21 protein-coding genes are annotated in these 16,522 nt (G+C 61.1%); 10 read left to right on the forward strand and 11 right to left on the reverse strand.

All coding sequences use genetic code 11. The annotated features are described in order from the left end of the window. Window positions 1-336, forward strand: a 336-nt coding sequence (locus ACZM22_RS10580) for a DUF4368 domain-containing protein (protein WP_489544037.1), incomplete at its 5' end; no start/stop codon positions are given. Window positions 337-461: 125 nt separating this feature from the next. On the opposite strand, the gene ACZM22_RS10585 is transcribed toward ACZM22_RS10580, so the two are convergent. Continuing rightward, window positions 462-1,070, reverse strand: a complete 609-nt coding sequence (locus tag ACZM22_RS10585; protein WP_489544038.1) for a DUF1836 domain-containing protein — start codon at window positions 1,068-1,070, stop codon at window positions 462-464. 139 nt (window positions 1,071-1,209) lie between these two features. On the opposite strand from ACZM22_RS10585, the gene ACZM22_RS10590 reads away from it, so the two are divergent. Together ACZM22_RS10590 and ACZM22_RS10595 are read left to right on the forward strand one after the other, a co-directional pair. Beyond that, window positions 1,210-1,890 carry an SGNH/GDSL hydrolase family protein gene (locus ACZM22_RS10590; RefSeq protein ID WP_489544039.1) on the forward strand — a complete coding sequence of 227 codons (681 nt, stop codon included), beginning with the start codon at window positions 1,210-1,212 and terminating at the stop codon, window positions 1,888-1,890. Between the two features lie 29 nt (window positions 1,891-1,919). Then, window positions 1,920-2,777 carry a DegV family protein gene (locus tag ACZM22_RS10595; RefSeq protein ID WP_484437379.1) on the forward strand — a complete coding sequence of 286 codons (858 nt, stop codon included), beginning with the start codon at window positions 1,920-1,922 and terminating at the stop codon, window positions 2,775-2,777. A 113-nt stretch (window positions 2,778-2,890) separates the two neighbouring features. On the opposite strand, the gene ACZM22_RS10600 is transcribed toward ACZM22_RS10595, so the two are convergent. The 5 genes from ACZM22_RS10600 to murA all read right to left on the reverse strand — a co-directional run bounded on the left by ACZM22_RS10600 (window position 2,891) and on the right by murA (window position 7,617). Beyond that, window positions 2,891-4,618, reverse strand: a complete 1,728-nt coding sequence (locus ACZM22_RS10600; RefSeq protein ID WP_489544040.1) for a phospho-sugar mutase — start codon at window positions 4,616-4,618, stop codon at window positions 2,891-2,893. A gap of 30 nt (window positions 4,619-4,648) precedes the next feature. Continuing rightward, on the reverse strand, window positions 4,649-4,951 hold the full coding sequence (locus ACZM22_RS10605; RefSeq protein WP_483267571.1) for a putative signal transducing protein: 303 nt from the start codon (window positions 4,949-4,951) through the stop codon (window positions 4,649-4,651). Between the two features lie 12 nt (window positions 4,952-4,963). Next, window positions 4,964-5,446: a 23S rRNA (pseudouridine(1915)-N(3))-methyltransferase RlmH gene (gene rlmH, locus ACZM22_RS10610; RefSeq protein ID WP_489544041.1), complete on the reverse strand. Its 483-nt coding sequence runs from the start codon at window positions 5,444-5,446 to the stop codon at window positions 4,964-4,966. Continuing rightward, window positions 5,434-6,225 carry an MBL fold metallo-hydrolase gene (locus tag ACZM22_RS10615; protein WP_489544042.1) on the reverse strand — a complete coding sequence of 264 codons (792 nt, stop codon included), beginning with the start codon at window positions 6,223-6,225 and terminating at the stop codon, window positions 5,434-5,436. The genes rlmH and ACZM22_RS10615 overlap by 13 nt, the downstream gene beginning before the upstream one ends. Before the next feature lie 93 nt (window positions 6,226-6,318). Beyond that, on the reverse strand, window positions 6,319-7,617 hold the full coding sequence (gene murA, locus ACZM22_RS10620) for a UDP-N-acetylglucosamine 1-carboxyvinyltransferase (protein ID WP_483267574.1): 1,299 nt from the start codon (window positions 7,615-7,617) through the stop codon (window positions 6,319-6,321). A gap of 346 nt (window positions 7,618-7,963) precedes the next feature. On the opposite strand from murA, the gene ACZM22_RS10625 reads away from it, so the two are divergent. The 4 genes from ACZM22_RS10625 to ACZM22_RS10640 are packed head-to-tail and all read left to right on the forward strand — an operon-like array spanning window position 7,964 to window position 10,570. Then, entirely contained in the window at window positions 7,964-9,286 is a 1,323-nt protein-coding gene (locus ACZM22_RS10625; protein WP_489544043.1) for a hypothetical protein, read from the forward strand. Window positions 9,287-9,300: 14 nt separating this feature from the next. Beyond that, on the forward strand, window positions 9,301-9,603 hold the full coding sequence (locus tag ACZM22_RS10630) for a hypothetical protein (protein WP_484437384.1): 303 nt from the start codon (window positions 9,301-9,303) through the stop codon (window positions 9,601-9,603). A 29-nt stretch (window positions 9,604-9,632) separates the two neighbouring features. Continuing rightward, entirely contained in the window at window positions 9,633-9,860 is a 228-nt protein-coding gene (locus ACZM22_RS10635; protein WP_489544044.1) for a phage holin, read from the forward strand. Continuing rightward, window positions 9,857-10,570, forward strand: coding sequence for a peptidoglycan recognition protein family protein (locus ACZM22_RS10640; protein ID WP_489544045.1), 714 nt, complete (start codon window positions 9,857-9,859; stop codon window positions 10,568-10,570). The genes ACZM22_RS10635 and ACZM22_RS10640 overlap by 4 nt, the downstream gene beginning before the upstream one ends. A gap of 46 nt (window positions 10,571-10,616) precedes the next feature. On the opposite strand, the gene ACZM22_RS10645 is transcribed toward ACZM22_RS10640, so the two are convergent. Both ACZM22_RS10645 and ACZM22_RS10650 read right to left on the reverse strand, forming a co-directional pair. Next, window positions 10,617-11,381 carry a type III pantothenate kinase gene (locus ACZM22_RS10645; protein ID WP_489544046.1) on the reverse strand — a complete coding sequence of 255 codons (765 nt, stop codon included), beginning with the start codon at window positions 11,379-11,381 and terminating at the stop codon, window positions 10,617-10,619. 11 nt (window positions 11,382-11,392) lie between these two features. Then, complete coding sequence (locus ACZM22_RS10650; RefSeq protein WP_483267580.1) at window positions 11,393-12,046, reverse strand: ECF transporter S component; 654 nt, start codon at window positions 12,044-12,046, stop codon at window positions 11,393-11,395. Between the two features lie 183 nt (window positions 12,047-12,229). Here ACZM22_RS10650 and galE point away from each other — a divergent pair, with 183 nt between their 5' ends. Continuing rightward, window positions 12,230-13,234 carry a UDP-glucose 4-epimerase GalE gene (gene galE, locus ACZM22_RS10655; protein WP_489544047.1) on the forward strand — a complete coding sequence of 335 codons (1,005 nt, stop codon included), beginning with the start codon at window positions 12,230-12,232 and terminating at the stop codon, window positions 13,232-13,234. Beyond that, window positions 13,231-13,386 (forward strand): hypothetical protein, encoded by a 156-nt coding sequence (locus tag ACZM22_RS10660; RefSeq protein WP_489544048.1) that lies wholly within the window; start codon window positions 13,231-13,233, stop codon window positions 13,384-13,386. Before galE ends, ACZM22_RS10660 begins: the two co-directional genes overlap by 4 nt. On the opposite strand, the gene ACZM22_RS10665 is transcribed toward ACZM22_RS10660, so the two are convergent. Next, window positions 13,383-13,667 (reverse strand): hypothetical protein, encoded by a 285-nt coding sequence (locus ACZM22_RS10665; protein ID WP_489544051.1) that lies wholly within the window; start codon window positions 13,665-13,667, stop codon window positions 13,383-13,385. The two genes, ACZM22_RS10660 and ACZM22_RS10665, sit on opposite strands and share 4 nt — an antisense overlap. Here ACZM22_RS10665 and ACZM22_RS10670 point away from each other — a divergent pair. Continuing rightward, window positions 13,566-13,847, forward strand: coding sequence for a hypothetical protein (locus ACZM22_RS10670; protein ID WP_489544049.1), 282 nt, complete (start codon window positions 13,566-13,568; stop codon window positions 13,845-13,847). The two genes, ACZM22_RS10665 and ACZM22_RS10670, sit on opposite strands and share 102 nt — an antisense overlap. Here ACZM22_RS10670 and ACZM22_RS10675 read toward each other — a convergent pair. Further along, window positions 13,769-15,622 (reverse strand): DUF6788 family protein, encoded by a 1,854-nt coding sequence (locus ACZM22_RS10675; RefSeq protein ID WP_243126159.1) that lies wholly within the window; start codon window positions 15,620-15,622, stop codon window positions 13,769-13,771. The genes ACZM22_RS10670 and ACZM22_RS10675 overlap by 79 nt on opposite strands. A gap of 136 nt (window positions 15,623-15,758) precedes the next feature. Then, window positions 15,759-16,412, reverse strand: coding sequence for a metallophosphoesterase (locus ACZM22_RS10680; RefSeq protein WP_489544050.1), 654 nt, complete (start codon window positions 16,410-16,412; stop codon window positions 15,759-15,761). Window positions 16,413-16,522 lie beyond the last annotated feature (110 nt).

Here is a 16,522-nt window from a genome sequence, read left to right on the forward strand (position 1 = left end):
CTGGCCGCAGCCATCCCGGAGAAGCAGGCGAAGCTGGAGAAGCTGAAAGCCTCCGCCGCCAACGTGGACGCCTTCATTGAGAAAGCCAGCCGGCACACGGAGATAACCGAGCTGACGCCGGAGCTGTTGTGGCTGTTCATTGAACGCATCGACATTGGCGAGAGGCCCGGACGCTACAACCGCAATGGTATGCAGGAGGTGCGGATCATCTACCGCGACATCGGTGTCGTAGACAGCACCATGTCCGCAGAAGATGCCGAGAGTGCCGAAGTCCACTTCATTCCCTCTCTGGAAATGGTCGTGCAGCAGATGGCCGCGCAGACGCAGGTGTCGTAAGCACAGAACAGACAAAATCAAGGCAGAAAAAAGAACAGGCAGGCAGCGGCTTGCGCCACTGCCTGCCCATACAAAAGGTCAGGCTACTTTGTGTACCTGTGAAAGACGCCCCCAGCCCTCTCTTTTTATTCCTCTTTGGCCTGTTCCGCCGCCAGTACATCCTCCGTGTCCGCGCCGCACAGACGGATGAGCTTCTCCGCCAGAATTTTGGAAAAGCCCGCGATCAGGGCGCTCTCAATGACCAGCAGCTCCACGGCGTTGTCGCTGCCCTGCTCCGTGCTGCGGACACCCTCTGCGGCGGACTGCACCTGCTGGTTGAAAAACAGCGCCAGCCGCCGGAACTTCTCCGAGTAGTCCTCATAGACAGACAGCACCTCATCCTCGCTGCTGTCCATCGGCGGGATGACCTTCTGCACGTCGCTGATGCTGAGACTCTGCTTCATGGTCAGGATCATCACCAGATAGGCGATGTGTACCCGATGATACTTCCGCTTCACCGGCGCGGGCATGATCTTCAGCCGCACGTAGTTGTTGATGGTGGCGGAGGTGACGATATGCTCCTTGGCCCCCGCCGGCGTGGGGATGAAGCTGAGATACTGCTCCAGCAGCACGATGACCTGATCCATATACAGGCCGAAATCGGGGATGGAGTCCCACTCCGGCAGATGGTAATCGGTGATGAACTTGTCCCAGCGCAGCAGCTTATGGGCCACAAGACTTTTGTCGTATTGCATAACGACGCCTCCTTGTCAATGAACGTAATATACTATATCACAAGATGCCGCAGCTGACAAGAAAAATGTGCAACGGATACCTTGACGCAGGAAATCTAATATGCTATATTATATAAAAAGACGTCAAGGAGGGCAGATCATGGAGCGTGCCTATATTTATGGAGATTCGCTGCTGAAGGCCACGGTGCCGGACGCCGCCATGCGCTATCATTTTCATCTTTCGGAGGTCATGGCCCAGTACCCCACGGAGCGGCTGGAGGTGGTGAACCGTGCCAAGATGGGCTCCACCATCAGCAAGGGACTCTCGCTGGTGGAGCACGACGTGGCCCGTGGTATGGACGCCCGCTGGGCGCTGGTGGCCTACGGCGGCAACGACAGTGATTTCGACTGGGCCGGCATCGCCGCCGACCCCGAGGGGGACCACAGGCCCCGCACGGAGCTGCCGGAATTTCTGTCCAAATTGAAGCAGACGGTAACAGAATTGGCCCGCGTGGGGGTGCAGCCGGTGCTGATGACACTTCCACCTATTGACGGCGCTCGTTATTTGGACTATATTTGTAGGGGCGGCCTCAGCCGAGACAGTATCATGCGCTGGCTGGGCGATGTGGGCTGCATCTACCGGTATCAGGAGCTGTATTCCGACACAGTGGCCTCCTTCGCCATGCGCGAGGGTCTGCCGCTGATCGACGTGCGCCGCCGTTTCCTGCCGCAGCGGGATCTGTCGGAGCTCATTTCGGCGGATGGCATCCACCTGACCATGCCGGGATACCGGCAGCTGTTTGACACGCTGGCCCAGTGGGTCGTGCCGCAGCTGGCATAGTATGCGAAAGCAAAAAGGAGAACACTGTTATGGTACGTATTATGACCGACAACGCGGCAAACCTGCCCAAGCACCTGCTGGAGCAGTACGGCATCGGTGAGCTTTGCCTGACCTACACCATAGACGGTCAGCCGGCGGATATCAACGCGGAGTTCGATGGCCGCAGCTTTTACGAGGCCATGCGGCACGGCGCCGTGGTGCAGACCTCCATGGTTACACCGGACGCCGCCCGGCGGGAAATGGAGCCGCATCTGAAAAACGGCGACGATGTGCTGTATATCGGCCTCTCCAGCGGCGTCAGCGGTACCTGCTGGGGCGTGGGGCTGGTGGCCAAGGAGCTGGCCGAGGAGTATCCGGACCGGAAGATCCGCGTGCTGAACAGCCGGGGCGCGTCCCTGGGCGAAGGTCTCATCGTGCTGGCGGCTGCCAAGCTGGCGGCGGAGGGCCGCGTCATCGAGGAGATCGAGGTCCGCTGTGAGGAGCTGTGCGGCAAGATGCGCCAGCACTTTATGGTGGACGAGCTGAAGTTCCTGCGCAAGGGCGGCCGCATCTCCGGCGGTGCGGCGCTGGCCGGTACGCTGCTGCAGATCAAACCCATCCTCGAGGGCGACGAGGAGGGCAAGATCGTGATGCTCTCCAAGGTCCGCGGCAAGAAGGCCGGCATCGAGGAGCTGGTGAAGCTGTACGACCAGATGGTGGAGGACCGCAGTGCCCCCGTGGGCATCTCCCACGCCGGTTCTCCGGCGGACGCGCTGGTGGTGGCTACCAAGCTGCGGCAGGTGGGCTGCACCGGAGAGATCCTCACCGTGTGTCATGAACCTGTCACCGGCGCACATGTGGGCCCGGGTATGCTGGCCGTTTACTTCTACAGCGAGATCTGGAGATAACCGTTTCGGCAAAAAAACGCAGAAAAGAGACTGGGAAAGTTCCCAGTCTCTTTTTTTCTTCATCATGCAGTTCTTTTTTACGAAGATCGGGGGTCAAAAGGGGCGCGCCGCTGTTACCTGACCAGGGTCTCCACCCATGCGGAGTATTTGACGAGGTTGGCGTCCCGCTCCGCCGCGTCCTTGCCGCGGGTGAGGATGTAGATCTTGATCTTGGGCTCTGTGCCGGAGGGGCGCACCAGAATGGTGGTGCCATCGGCCAGCTCGTAGCGCAGCACGTTGCTTCCTTGAAGCTCCATGGGGCTGGAAACCCCTGTGGCGCAATCGGTTGCGGTTCCGTCGGCATAGTCCTTGCGGACGGTGACGGCCACCCCGGCGATGTCAGCGGGAGGCGTCTGGCGCAGATGCTTCATCAGTGCGGCCATCTTCTCCAGCCCGTCCACACCGGGCATCACCAGATTGTGGGTCTTTTCACCGTACCAGCCGTACTTGACGTACAGGGCCTGCAGCGCATCGTAGAGGGTCATGCCCTGGGCGGCGTACCAGCCCGCCATCTCGGTGATGATGAGAGACGCGGTGACGGCGTCCTTGTCGCGGACGTAGTCGCCCATCATATAGCCGTAGCTCTCCTCGTAGGACAGAATGACCTCACCCTGACCGGAGGACTCCAGCTCCGCCTTTTTCTCGGCCATAAACTTAAAGCCGGTGAAGGTGTCGCAGCAGGTGACGCCGTTGGCCTCGGCCACGGTACGGGCCATGTTGGTGGTGACGATAGACTTCAGAAACACCGGCTTTTCCGGCATTTTCCCGGCGCGGCGCAGCGCACCGATCAGATAATCCAGCAGCAGCACGCCGGTCTGGTTGCCGGTGACGGCCACGAACTTTCCGGTATGGTCGCGGACCATGATGCCCACGCGGTCACTGTCGGGATCGGTGCCCAGAATAAAGTCGGCGCCGACCTTGTCCGCCAGTTCGATGGCCAGATAAAAGCCCTCGGGATTCTCGGGATTGGGGGAGGCCACGGTGGGGAAGTTGCCGTCCAGCACCATCTGCTGCTCCACGCAGTACAGGTGCTTGACGCCCAGACCCCGCAGGGCTTCCGGCACCAGCTTCCAGCCGCAGCCGTGGAACGGGGTGTAGACCACCTTGAAGGTGTCGGCCACCTTGGACATGGACTCGCGGTCGTTGACCATGGCCATGACCTCTTTCATAAAGGCGCGGTCCGTCTCCTCGCCCATGATCTCGATGAGACCGGCCTGCACCGCCTCCTCGAAGTCCATGCGCTTCACGCCGGTGAAGATGTCGATCTTTTCCAGCTGGGCGGCGATGGCGTCGGCGTGCTGGGGCGGCAGCTGGGCGCCGTCGGACCAGTAGACCTTATAACCGTTGTACTCCTTGGGGTTGTGGCTGGCGGTGACGTTGATGCCCGCCTGACAGCCGTAGTAGCGGACGGCGAAGCTCAGCTCCGGCGTGGGCCGCAGGGACTCGAAAATGCGGACGTGGATGCCGTTGCCGGCACAGACCTCGGCGGCGGCGTGGGAGAACAGCATATTGTTGTTGCGGCAGTCCATGCAGATGGCCACGCCCTTCTTTTTGGCGGCCTCACCCTCGGCGGCGATGACGTTGGCGAAGCCCTGGGTGGCCCAGCGGATGACGTGGATGTTCATCTGGTGCAGGCCCACCTTCATGGTGCCCCGCAGACCGGCGGTGCCGAACTCCAACGGACCGTAGAAGCGGTTTTCGATCTCCTTTTCGTCGCCGGCGATGCTTTCCAGCTCCGCGTGCTCGGCGGGGGAGAGGGCGTCGCTGCGGAGCCAGCGCTCGTATTCCTGTTTGTAGTTCATATCGGTACTCCTTTCCGGATTTTTATGCACTTACTCGTCACTTTCCACGGGGGTGGCATTCAGAATGTCCCGGGCCTCCTCCAGACGGGAGGCGGGGACATACAGGCTGACGCCGAAGCCGGAAAAGCCGTTGATGACCTTACCGGCGCCGCCCTCGCGGTCGTAGTATTTGAAGCAGGGGACGCCGTAGGCCGACAGCAGGGAGATGACGGTGTCGGCGTCGGCGGGGGAGTCAAAGGTCTGCCTCAGCAGCGCGGCCTTTTCGTCGCGGCCGGACTCGTCCTTGGGCCACGCGGGGACATCGGGACGGCCGGTAAAGCTCCAGTTTTCCATGGGTGAGACCTCCTATTTGTGGTATTTTGCGCCGCCGGCGATCTGGTAGGCACGGTAGATCTGCTCCAGCAGCATGATGCGGGCCATGTGATGGGGGAACGTCATGGGCGACATGCTCAGCCGCCAGTCGGCCTGCTGCTTCAGGCTCTCGTCCAGTCCCACGCTGCCGCCGATGAGAAAGGTGATCTGGGTCTTGCCCTGCACCCCCAGCTCCGTCAGGCGGCGGCTCAGCTCCTCACTGGAGCAGGGCTTGCCCTCGATGCACAGGGCCACCAGCGCGCCGCCCTTGGGCAGCTTTTCGCGGATGGCGGCGGCCTCCGTCTGCAAAGCGCGGCGGATCTCGGCGGGGGAGGGCTCGTCGGGCAGACGGCTCTCCGGCAGCTCAATGACCTCCAGACGGCACAGCCGCTGGAGACGCTTGGCGTACTCGGCGGCGGCCTCCAGATAGAACTTTTCCTTCAGCTTGCCGACGCAGAGGAGGGTCACCTTCTGCACAGTGCCACCTCCGCTCCGTAGCAGGCGCTCAGCTCGCCGCGAGGGGCCACCTCTACGGTCACATCCAGACCGGACAGGGCCGTTTCCATGACGGCCAGCGCCCGCTGGGGCGTGTTGTTCTCGCGGCTCAGATGGGCCAGGATGATGCAGCGGGTGCCGCACTCCGCCATGCGGCGGGCAAAGGCGGCGGCGTCCTCGTTGGACAGGTGGCCGCGTTGGCCCAAAATGCGCTGTTTCAGGGAGTAGGGGTAGGGGCCGGAGCGAAGCCACTCCACATCGTGGTTGCTCTCCAGCACCAGCAGATCCACGCCGGTGAGGGCGGCGGCCGCCGGTTCCGGCACAAAGCCGGTGTCGGTGAGGATGCCCACGGCGGCGTCGCCGCAGTCCACGCGGTAGTCCACGCTTTCCCCCGCGTCGTGGCTGGTGGCAAATACCGTCACCTGTGCGGGGCCCACGGGAAAGCTGCTGCCAGGGGATACGGGACGCAGGCAGCTGTCCAGCTGGGGCAGACGGGGACGGAGATAGAAGGCCGTGCCGCCGGTGGCGTACAGCGGGATGGGGTGGTGCTTCAGGAGGGTGGCAAGCCCTGCCGTGTGGTCCGTGTGCTCATGGCTGATGAGAATGGCGGACAGGTCGTCCGGCGTCAGGCCCAGCAGGGCCAGAGACTGTTTGATGCGGCGGGCGGAGATGCCGGCATCCACCAGCAGGTGGGTGCCATCGGCGGAGACCAGCAGGCTGTTGCCCTCGGAGCCGCTGGCCAGTGTATGTAGGGTGATCAAAGCGGTATGTACCTTTCCGGAAAAATAACAGCGTCTGCCGCAGCAGGCCGCAAAGGCTGCGGCCTCTCGCAGCAAACGCTGTCCTGGCTCCTGTCAGCTGATGTGGGATTCGGCCTCGCTCTCCTCGGGCACGTCCACCATGGCGATGTCCGCACCCACGGCACGGAGCTTGCCTACCAGATCCTCATAGCCGCGCTCGATATACTGGACACAGCTCAGCTCGGTGGTGCCCTTGGCGGCCAGACCGGCGATGACCAGCGCCGCGCCGGCCCGCAGGTCGCAGGCCTGGATGGGAGCGCCCACCAGCTGGTCAACGCCCTCGATGACAGCCACCTTGCCGTCCACCTGAATGTGGGCGCCCAGACGCTTCAGCTCGTCCACGTACTTGAAGCGGTTGGCGCCGTAGACGCCCTCGGTGACAAGGCTGGTGCCCTGAGCCAGAGACAGCACGGCGGCGATCTGCGGCTGCATATCCGTGGGGAAGCCGGGGTAGGGCAGAGTCTTGACGTTGGCCTTCTGCAGCGGCTCACTGCGGCGGACCAGCAGCGTATCGTCATTTTCCTCCACGGCCACGCCCATCTCCATGAGCTTGGCGCTGATGCAGTCCATGTGCTTGGGGATGATGTTCTTCAGCAGCAGCTGGCCGCCGGCGGCGGCCACCGCGGCCATATAGGTGCCGGCCTCGATCTGGTCGGGAATGATGCAGTAGGTGCCGCCGGTGAGCTTCTTCACGCCGCGGATCTTGATGGAGTCGGTGCCCGCGCCCTTGATGTCCGCGCCCATGGAGTTCAGGAAGTTGGCCAGATCCACGATGTGCGGCTCCTTGGCGGCGTTTTCAATGGTGGTGGTACCCTCAGCCAGAGCGGCGGCCATCATGATGTTCATGGTGGCACCCACGGAGACAACATCCAGATACACCGGCGCGCCCACGAGACGGCCGTCTTTGGCGGCGGTGTGGATAAAGCCGCCCTCCACGGACACCTCGGCGCCCATGGTGGTGAAGCCCTTGATATGCTGGTCAATGGGGCGGACGCCGAAGTTGCAGCCGCCGGGCATGGCCACGGTGGCCTGACCGAAGCGGCCCAGCAAAGCGCCCAGCAGGTAATAGCTGGCGCGGATACGGCGGGCCAGATCATAGGACGGGCGGGTGCTGTGGATGGCGTGACAGTCGATCTCCACCGCGTGGCGGTTCAGGACGCGGATGCGGGCGCCCAGCTCCTCCAGAATGGAGAAGAACAGGGTCACGTCGCTGATCTGGGGGATGTTCTCAATGCGGCAGGTGCCGTCCACCAGCAGGGCGGCGGGAATAATGGCGACGGCGGCGTTCTTTGCGCCGCTGATGGTCACTTCGCCAAACAGCGGATGGCCGCCATGGATCATGTATTTGTTCAAGGCAGTTCCCTCTTTTCAGATGGTCAATAAGCTCTGCTCACAGTTTGTCCAGAGCACGGTAACTTCATACCGCACAGGGCGGCAGAAGATGTGGTATCAGCACAGGAAAAAAAGTTGTTATGCAAGCAAACACTGATAGTATACCATAATTTTTGGGAAAAGCAATAAAAGCGGAAAAATTTATTGAAAAAGTACAAAAAGAACGGGGAGGATACAAAAAACCGCATGGAAGCGCCGCGATGCAGGCGCATGGTGGGAAAAAGGTTCCGGGGTGCGTTGCATGCCGGCGTGCGGCAAAGGGCTGCGGGGCGTGCAGAGGCGAAACCAACGATAGGAGGGAAGCGACATGATCCAATTTAAGGAATGGCATCTCACGTGGGACGGCGCGCCGGTGGCCATGCAGTTCGACAGCGGCAGCGTCCCGCTGGAGATCCGGGGCGAGCTGCCGGAGGGGTATGACTGGGAGGTGCTGATGGAGGCGCCGGAGGGCGGGCTGAACATCCTGACGCTGGAGCAGGTCAGCGGCGGCGGACAGGTGCTGCTGCAGCGGGAGGACCTGCCCCAGAGTGGGGAGTACGCCATACAGCTGCGGGCCACGGCCAGGGCTGACGGCGCGGTGCAGCGGCACAGCACCGTGGTGCGGGTGTTCATCCCCCGGAGCCTGTCGGGGGACACGGCGTGGCCGGAGATCCCCGCCAAGTTTACAGAGCTGGAGCAGCGGCTGCAGCGGATGATGGACCATCCGCCCAAGGCGGGGGCGGAGGGCTACTGGCTGCTGTGGAACGAGGAGAGCGGCGGCTATCAGACCAGCCGGCTGCCCGTGGGGAGCGGCGGTCCCAAGGGCGACAAGGGCGACAAAGGCGACAAGGGCGATGTAGGCCCTGCGGGCCCGCAGGGAGAGCAGGGGCCTCAGGGCGTGCAGGGACTCCAGGGGCCGGCGGGGCCTGCCTACACGGCGGGGGAGGGCATCGCCATCAGCGGCAGCGCCATCTCCGCCAAGGCGAGGCCGTGGAACCGGAATCTGCTGGACAACTGGTATTTCGGTGCGCCGGTGAATCAGCGGGGCAAGACGGTGTACAGCGGTACAGGACTCACCGTGGACCGGTGGCAGGCGCGGTCAGCACAGTGCTACGCCACAGTGGGAAACGGAGTGCTGAAGCTGGAGGAGTCCGGCACCGGCACCCGCGTGTACTACCAGCAGAAGCTGGAGTGGCCGGTGACGGAGGTGGCAACGCTGTCTGTGCTGACGGGGCCGGTGATGGGCGCGTGCAGCGCCTACGTCATGACGGCGGCGGGGACAGACCCTGGCATCGGCATGACGCTGAAGGCCAATACGCTGAACGTACTGACGGTGAGCAGCAAGGACATCGGCGCGGTGGGCTTCGGCGTGCCGGACGACGGACGTATCGACCTGAGAGCAGTGAAGCTGGAGCTGGGCGGCGTATCCACGCTGGCCCATCAGGAGCCGGACGGCAGCTGGGCGGTGAACGAGATACCGGACTGGGCGGGGATGCTGTGGAAGTGCCAGCGGTACTTGCAGCTGTACACCACGGCGGCGGCGCGGCCCGGCAAGGCGGCGGACTGCCGCCCCGTCATGAGCGGGGAGCCGGTGCAGAGCACGCTGAGCATCGATGGCGTGATGTACTATGCCAACAGCATGGGCATATGAAGGGGTGAGGTGAAGTGGAACCATGGATGCAGCTGACGGCGGCGGTGCTGGGCTCGGCACTGGCGTCCTCCGGCCTGTGGGCACTGGTAGGCAGGCGGGCAGACAAGGACGATGCGGAGCGGAAGATGCTGGTGGGTCTGGCCCACGACCGTATCGTCCATCTGGGCATGGCCTACGTGGAGCGGGGGTACATCACCCAGGACGAATATGAGAACCTGCGGGTATACCTGTACGAGCCCTACGAAAAAATGGGGGGAAACGGCAGCGCCAGACGGGTAATGCTGGAAGTTGACAAGCTGCCGGTACATAAGATGTAACAGGCCGGAGGGCCGGAAAGGAAAGAAATATGAAACTGAGCGACAAGGTATATGATACCCTGAAATGGATCGTGACCATTGTGCTGCCGGCGCTGAGCGCCCTGTACTGGGGACTCAGCGGCATCTGGGGCTGGCTGTACGCCGAACAGGTGGTGGGCACCGTGGCCGTGGTCACTACGTTTCTGGGCGCTCTGCTGGGCATCAGCACGGCGCAGTATAAGCGGGAGTGTCAGAGCTGCGAGGACGAGAGCGTATGAAGATCATCGAAAAGACCTACCGCTGGAACGGAACGCTGGCCAGACGCGGCGTCACCAGGCGTATCATCCTGCACCATGCGGCGGCGGTGACGTGCAGTACCGACCAGATCCACGCATGGCATCTGGCCAACGGTTGGTCCGGCATCGGCTACCATTTCTTCGTGCGGAAGGACGGCACGGTGTACCGCGGCAGGCCGGAGGACACCGTGGGCGCTCACGCCGGAGGCAGCAATTCCGACAGCATCGGCGTGTGCTTCGAGGGCAGCTTCGACAAGGAGGAGATGCCGGCGGTGCAGCGCAGGGCCGGTACGGAGCTGGTGGCGTATCTCAAGAAGAAGTACGGCGTCACCACGGTGCAGCGGCACAGCGATGTCAACGCTACGGGATGTCCGGGGACCCACTTCCCGTTTGACGCCATCGCCTACGGCAGGGAGGCGGAACCATCGGCTCCGTCAGTTCCGGCGGCAGCGGCGTCGGACAGGAAGAGCGGTGCGGCGTCTTTGCTGCCGGTGCTGCGCAGAGGCAGCGCCGGCGGCCACGTCAGGGCCGTACAGGCCCTGCTCAACGGCTACGGCTGCGACAGCGGCGCGGTGGACGGTATCTTTGGCGGCGGTACCGCCGGGGCGGTGAAACGGTTCCAGCGGGCTGCCGGTCTGGCGGCGGACGGCATCGTAGGCCGCGATACCTGGGGCAAGCTGCTGGGTGAGTAGCAAAAAAAGAGGTCCCGCGTCTACGGACGCGGGACCTCTTTTTTTGTCAGCGGTTCTTTTCGTACAGCACGGCAAGGCCGTAGAGCAGAAGATCCTCGTTGAGCAGGATCTCGTGGGTGCAGATGGGAACAATGCAGTGGGCCAGACCGCCGGTGGCCACCACCGTGGCCTTTTGGCCCAGCTCGGCCTCCATGCGGTCGATCATGCCGTCCAGCAGCAGGGCGGCGCCCAGAATGCTGCCGCTTTTCATGCAGTCCACGGTGTTGGTGCCGATGGCGTGGGGCGGGGCATCCAGCGAGATGGCGGGCAGCAGCGACGTGTGGGACGCCAGCGCCGACAGGGACAGCTGCACGCCGGGGATGATGGCCCCGCCGCGGAACGCACCCTCGCCATCCAGTACGGTGACGGTGGTGGCGGTGCCCATGTCGATGAGGATCAGGGGCGGCTCATACACGTCCAGCGCGCCCACGGCGGCCACCAGCAGGTCGCTGGCCAGCGTGGCGGGGTCGTCCAGACGGACCGTCAGGTCGGAGCGGATGCCGGGACCTACCACCATGGGCTCCACACCGGTCAACATTTTCACGGCTTCCGACAGGGAGCGGGTGACCTGGGGGACCACAGAGGAAATGATGGCACCGTCAAAGGCGTCAGGCGCGATATGACCGAACTCCAGCAGGCGGCTGATGGTGACGGCGTATTCCGCGCCGGTGGTGAGCCGGTTGGTGGCCATGCGGCACAGATAGCGGATGCGCCGGCCCTCCATGCAGCCCAGGACGATATGGGTGTTGCCAATATCCAGCGCGAGGATCATAGTGCTCTACCTCACTTTCCGTTCTGTACAGCGGTGCGGCGGGCAGCCAGCTTGCCGCTGCTGAACACCACAGCCTTGGCGATGACGGCGCCGGTGAAGAAGCACACGATGGCCTCCACCAGACCGTTGACACCCACAAAGGCGATGACGAACAGGAAGGCGTTGGCGCTGCCCATGGCCTGCACAAAGCCCTGAATGAAGTCGGTGTTGTAGAAGCACAGGCACAGGGTGGTCATGAAGAACGCCGTGTTGCACAGCGCGCCGGACAGGCCGGCGGCGCCGAAGGACAACAGGCGGGTCTTATCCACCTTGCGCAGCGCCTGAAACACCAGGCCGCAGATCCAGCCCGCCAGGATGCGGGTGGGTACGCAGACAAGGAAGGTGAGGAAAGGGTTGATGCCCATCAGCACCACGCCAAAGGCGCTCTTGCCAAAGCATTCCCAGAAGCTGATGAGGCCGAATACACCGCCCAGCAGGGCGCCGGCGGCGGGGCCCATGACGATGGCTCCCACAATGACCGGTACCAGCATGATGGTGATCTCCAGGCCCGCGGTCTTGATCATACCCAGGCCCGTCAGCTCCAACAGCAGCATGATGGCGATCAGTACAGACAGCTGTACCAGATCGTGCACGGAAAGTTTCGTGCGCTTCGTTTCTTGATTCATTATGTTACCTCCTGCTGCCGCCTCCGTCCAGCAGAGTGCGGCGCGTGTCATAATGATACTATAATTTTTCACTTTTGCAAGTGAAAAAAAGTAACAATTTACCGTTTGCGCCCAAAGGCATTTCTTGACAGGGGACATGGACCACGGTATCATGGGAATATCGAAGAAAGGGGGATGTATGCGATGGCGATACTGCTGACCGGCGGGGCCGGTTACATCGGGTCGCACACGGCGGCGGCCTGCGCCGCTGCGGGGTACGACGTGGTGATCGCGGATGATTTCTCCAACAGCAGTCCGGACGTGCCGCGGCGGCTGGAGGAGATCACGGGACGGAAAATGGCGGTGTGCCGCGTGGACGCGGCGGATCGGGAGGCCATGCGGGCCGTGTTCGCGGCCCACAGTATTGACGCGGTCATCCATTTCGCGGGCTTCAAGGCGGTGGGGGAATCGGTGCGCAAGCCGGTGAAGTACTACCGCAACAATCTGGACACCACGCTGACACTGCTGGAGGTCATGGCGGAGTTCGGGTGCAGGAGGCTGGTGTTCAGCTCCTCCGCCACGGTGTACGGCGGGGAGAGCCCCTCACCGCTGACGGAGGACATGCCGGTGGGGCAGTGTACCAATCCCTACGGAAGGACGAAGTATTTTATTGAGGAGATCCTGCGGGACGCGGCTGCGGCGGAGCCGGAGCTGTCGGTGGTACTGCTGCGGTACTTCAACCCCATCGGCGCTCATGAGAGCGGGCGCATCGGGGAGCGGCCCAACGGCGTGCCCAACAACCTGATGCCCTATGTCACCCAGGTGGCGGCGGGGATACGGGAAAAGCTCAGCGTGTTCGGCAGCGACTATCCCACGCCGGACGGTACCTGCATCCGGGACTATGTCCACGTGATGGATCTGGCGGAAGGGCACGCGGCGGCGCTGGCCTACGCGCAGGAGCACACCGGTGCGGAGGTGTTCAATCTGGGCACCGGCCGCGGCACCAGCGTGCTGGAGCTCATCGACGCCTTCCAACAGGCCACCGGCGTGACGGTGCCTTACGTGATGGCGGGGCGGCGGGCCGGCGATGCGGCGGTGTGCTACGCCGGGACGGAGAAGGCGGCGCAGGTGCTGCACTGGCGGGCGCGGCGGTCGCTGGAGGATATGTGCCGCGACGCCTGGCGCTGGCAGCAGTGCGGGGGAGAATGAATACCAACCAGAAAATACGGGATACGCAGGGCGTGTCCCGTATTTTCTGGCTGTTTTACCGCTGGGCGAGGAGGTCCGGAGCGGAGGAGGCCATCGAGGCGGTCACGGCCTATCGGGGCGAAGGTGAGGCAAACATGGACGAAAGGCATTAAAAAAGACCGCCAATACCGGTTGGCCGTAAAACAGTAAAATCAAACTCGGCCAGTTCGAGAAGCTCCGGAGTTCTCTGGAGCCTTATTTCTTCCGGATGTCTGACGAGAACGTCGTCGGCCGTGACGAGTTCCAGCGGATGCTGCGAGACGCGGAGGATGGGCGCTTCGACTGCCTCCTGGTGTGGGAAATCGACCGCTTCGGTCGGGAACGCCAGGACATTCCTACGGGAAAAATGACCTTGAAGCGGGCGGGTGTCAAGCCCCACATCGATCTTCTGCAATATCAGAGAAAAAGGACCGCACTCGCGTGTTCGAGTGCGGTCCAAATGCAAAGGACGGTTAAAATCGATATTTTTGTTTTTGGTGCAGAAGGTGCCGCAGCTTATAAAACAGGGCCGGTCTGCTCAATGCCAGCTTCCTGTGCTGGGGCAATATTCAACTCAGGCAGATCGTTCAGATAGCGTTCCACATTCCGGTAATGCACTCCATTTTCCAATGCGACATCCTCGCCGCGGTACAGAACATATCGCCCTCGGATCGGGCCAAACCGCTGTTCGGTCTTATCACATTTTTCCTGGTCAAGCAGATGCCGGTATTGTGCCGGGACCTGTTTGCCACTGTGCTTGATCTCGAAAATCTCGCAGCAGTTTTCCTTCTCGTCATAGATCACCATGTCAAACTCGCCAACCGCAAACTGCAGCTTGAACACCCGGTGTTCTCTGTCAGCCGACTTCATGGTTTCCAGCAGGACAATATCCTCCAGCATCCGTCCCCGTACTTCTTCGAGGATCCTGCCCGCAGCCTGGGTCTTCTCCAATTCGCTGAGAGCTGAAAAGGTCTCGTCCTTCATCAGCGAGTGGACAAGAGCCTGTGCCTGACAGTATCGCATCCCCGGCTGGGTAAACAGGATGTGTTCCACAGGTTTTGCTCCTGGGTCAGCGGTTTCAATGGGACAGTTTACGATCAGTTCCAATGCGGAGAGATACTCTTTGATCTCCCGGATATGGGTATCTGTGATACCGATGGACTGTTCCTCTTTGTTGCGGATGTCCAGCAGCTCCATCAGGCGCTGGGTGACCGCTTCCGTATCGATATGATCCAGAATTTCGGTACGCTTTTCGGGGTCACGCTCTTTCCGAAGATTCGAGGCGGTCAGCCGTAGATCGTGAGATTGGAAGTCATCGGTCAGAACCGAGAGCAGGAACCGGTGGTTCATGTCCTCGATAATCCGGTTGATGGCGCTGGTCAGCTCACCGGCCTCATACAGAGAGTACAGGTGGCGGAAATGTCCGCCTGCCTCATAGCAGGCCAGGGAATGCTGAATGTTTTTGCAGATCGCTGTATCGATGTATCGCCGTGTGGACTCATCATCCCGGAAGGAGGCGTCCTGGGCGTTGACATCTTCATCATCAAAAGCAAGCTCACCGGCCCGCAGCGTCCCGCCATAGCGGATATATTCATCAATGCTGTCGATCCCCAGCAGGCGGCTGTATTCCCGGTATGGGATGAAGGTGGTGTGGATGGGCTTTGCCCGGTCGTAGAGCTCCTGATCCATCGCCAGCCAAAAACCGAGGGAGTCCGTACCGGAGAGGATGATCTTCATTCCCATCGCCGCAAACACATCGGAGAAGAGAGCCGCAGAATCGATGAAATCCCGCATCAGAGTGACCTCATCAATGAATACATAGCGGAAGCCCGCATCGAACAGTTTTTTCAGATCCCGGTTCATCATGGCCATGGTATCGCTTCTGCGGGCTTTGATATAGGCCGTGCGGCTGAGATCCTCTTTGCTCATTCGGGCGATGGCCTGCCGGAGCATGGTAGTCTTTCCGGTCCTGCGCAGGCCAAAAACCAGGCAGACCCTGTCGCTTTCATTGCTGTAGAGATAATCCTCCAATTGCCCGAAGCAGTCACGGAGGCCCCAGCCCTTTACGCCCTGCGACATGGCGGCCAATCCTTTACCAACAATTACACTGGTTTCAAAGTCCAACTTTGGCTGGCGCACTTTGGGCATCTTGGCTTGCAGCTCTTTCAGCTGTGCCTGCAATACTTTGCGCTGCTCTATTTGCTCCCGCAGCGGCTCCAGTTCGCCATCCCGCAGATATTGGCTGTGCTTCTTCCCATTTTCTGTCCACTGATGATAGTAGCGCGTCTTTCCGTTGATCGTCTTCTTGGAAATATAGCCGATGGGAAGGGCGGCGATCTGCCGCTCCAGTTCCTGAATCTTTTCTTTCATACCGCACCTCCATTCTGCTAAATTTATTATACCCCATTCCTCTTATATATTCAAGGGGTTATAAGGGGTTATATTGTTGTAAGCAGTGCCGCACAGAGCAATTTCTGTGCGGCACTGTTATGATTTTCTCGTTTACTCAAATTTCTAATCCGGAAATCTGCTCCCACTGGAGGATATATCTGTCATTGATGATCCGGTTGTCGTGGTAATGCCCGAAGAACCAGTATGTAAACTGGCACCGCTGATTGACCGTTTCCAGAAAATCGGTGAGCTGGTCACTTCCATAGGAGGGGTCGATTTTCCGCACGACACTGCTGGGACCGCAGTGGGACAGGATGCAGTCTACCTTCCAGTTTACCTGCTCCAGATTTTTCAGTGCCTCTACATATTCACGGGCATTTGGCATTTCTTCCGCCCACCAGGAGCGTCCTTTGACCCGGAACATTCCTCGCATTCGGCGCAGCAGCCAATACTTTTGTTCGAAGTCGGGGGCCTCCGGATCAAGGACGCCATCCTGAATGTCGTGGGAAGAGGCTCCTCCCATCGTGAACCAGGTAAGACCACCGAAGGTGAAGATCTGGCCCCTCATCAGGTGGAGGATATTTTCCCTCACCTCATGTACTCTGCCGCCGTGCCATTCTTTTTCCGGCAGGGCGTTCAGCAGGTCGAAGTTCTCATGGTTTCCGTCCACGAACAAGGTGGTGAAGGGTTTCTCAGCCAGCCAGTCCAGCCAATGCTGGTCTTTCTGGCCGCCGTCCCACAGCCCTCCAAAATCTCCATTATAACGAATTAAGCATAACGGAGATTATACCGTAAAAAACATTATGCCGAAACCTTTTATTCTGTACTGAAAAAGCAATAATTTGTAGACTTCTTTCGGCATAATTTTTCTGGTACTAT

It is taken from the genome of Vescimonas sp. (assembly GCF_057856985.1).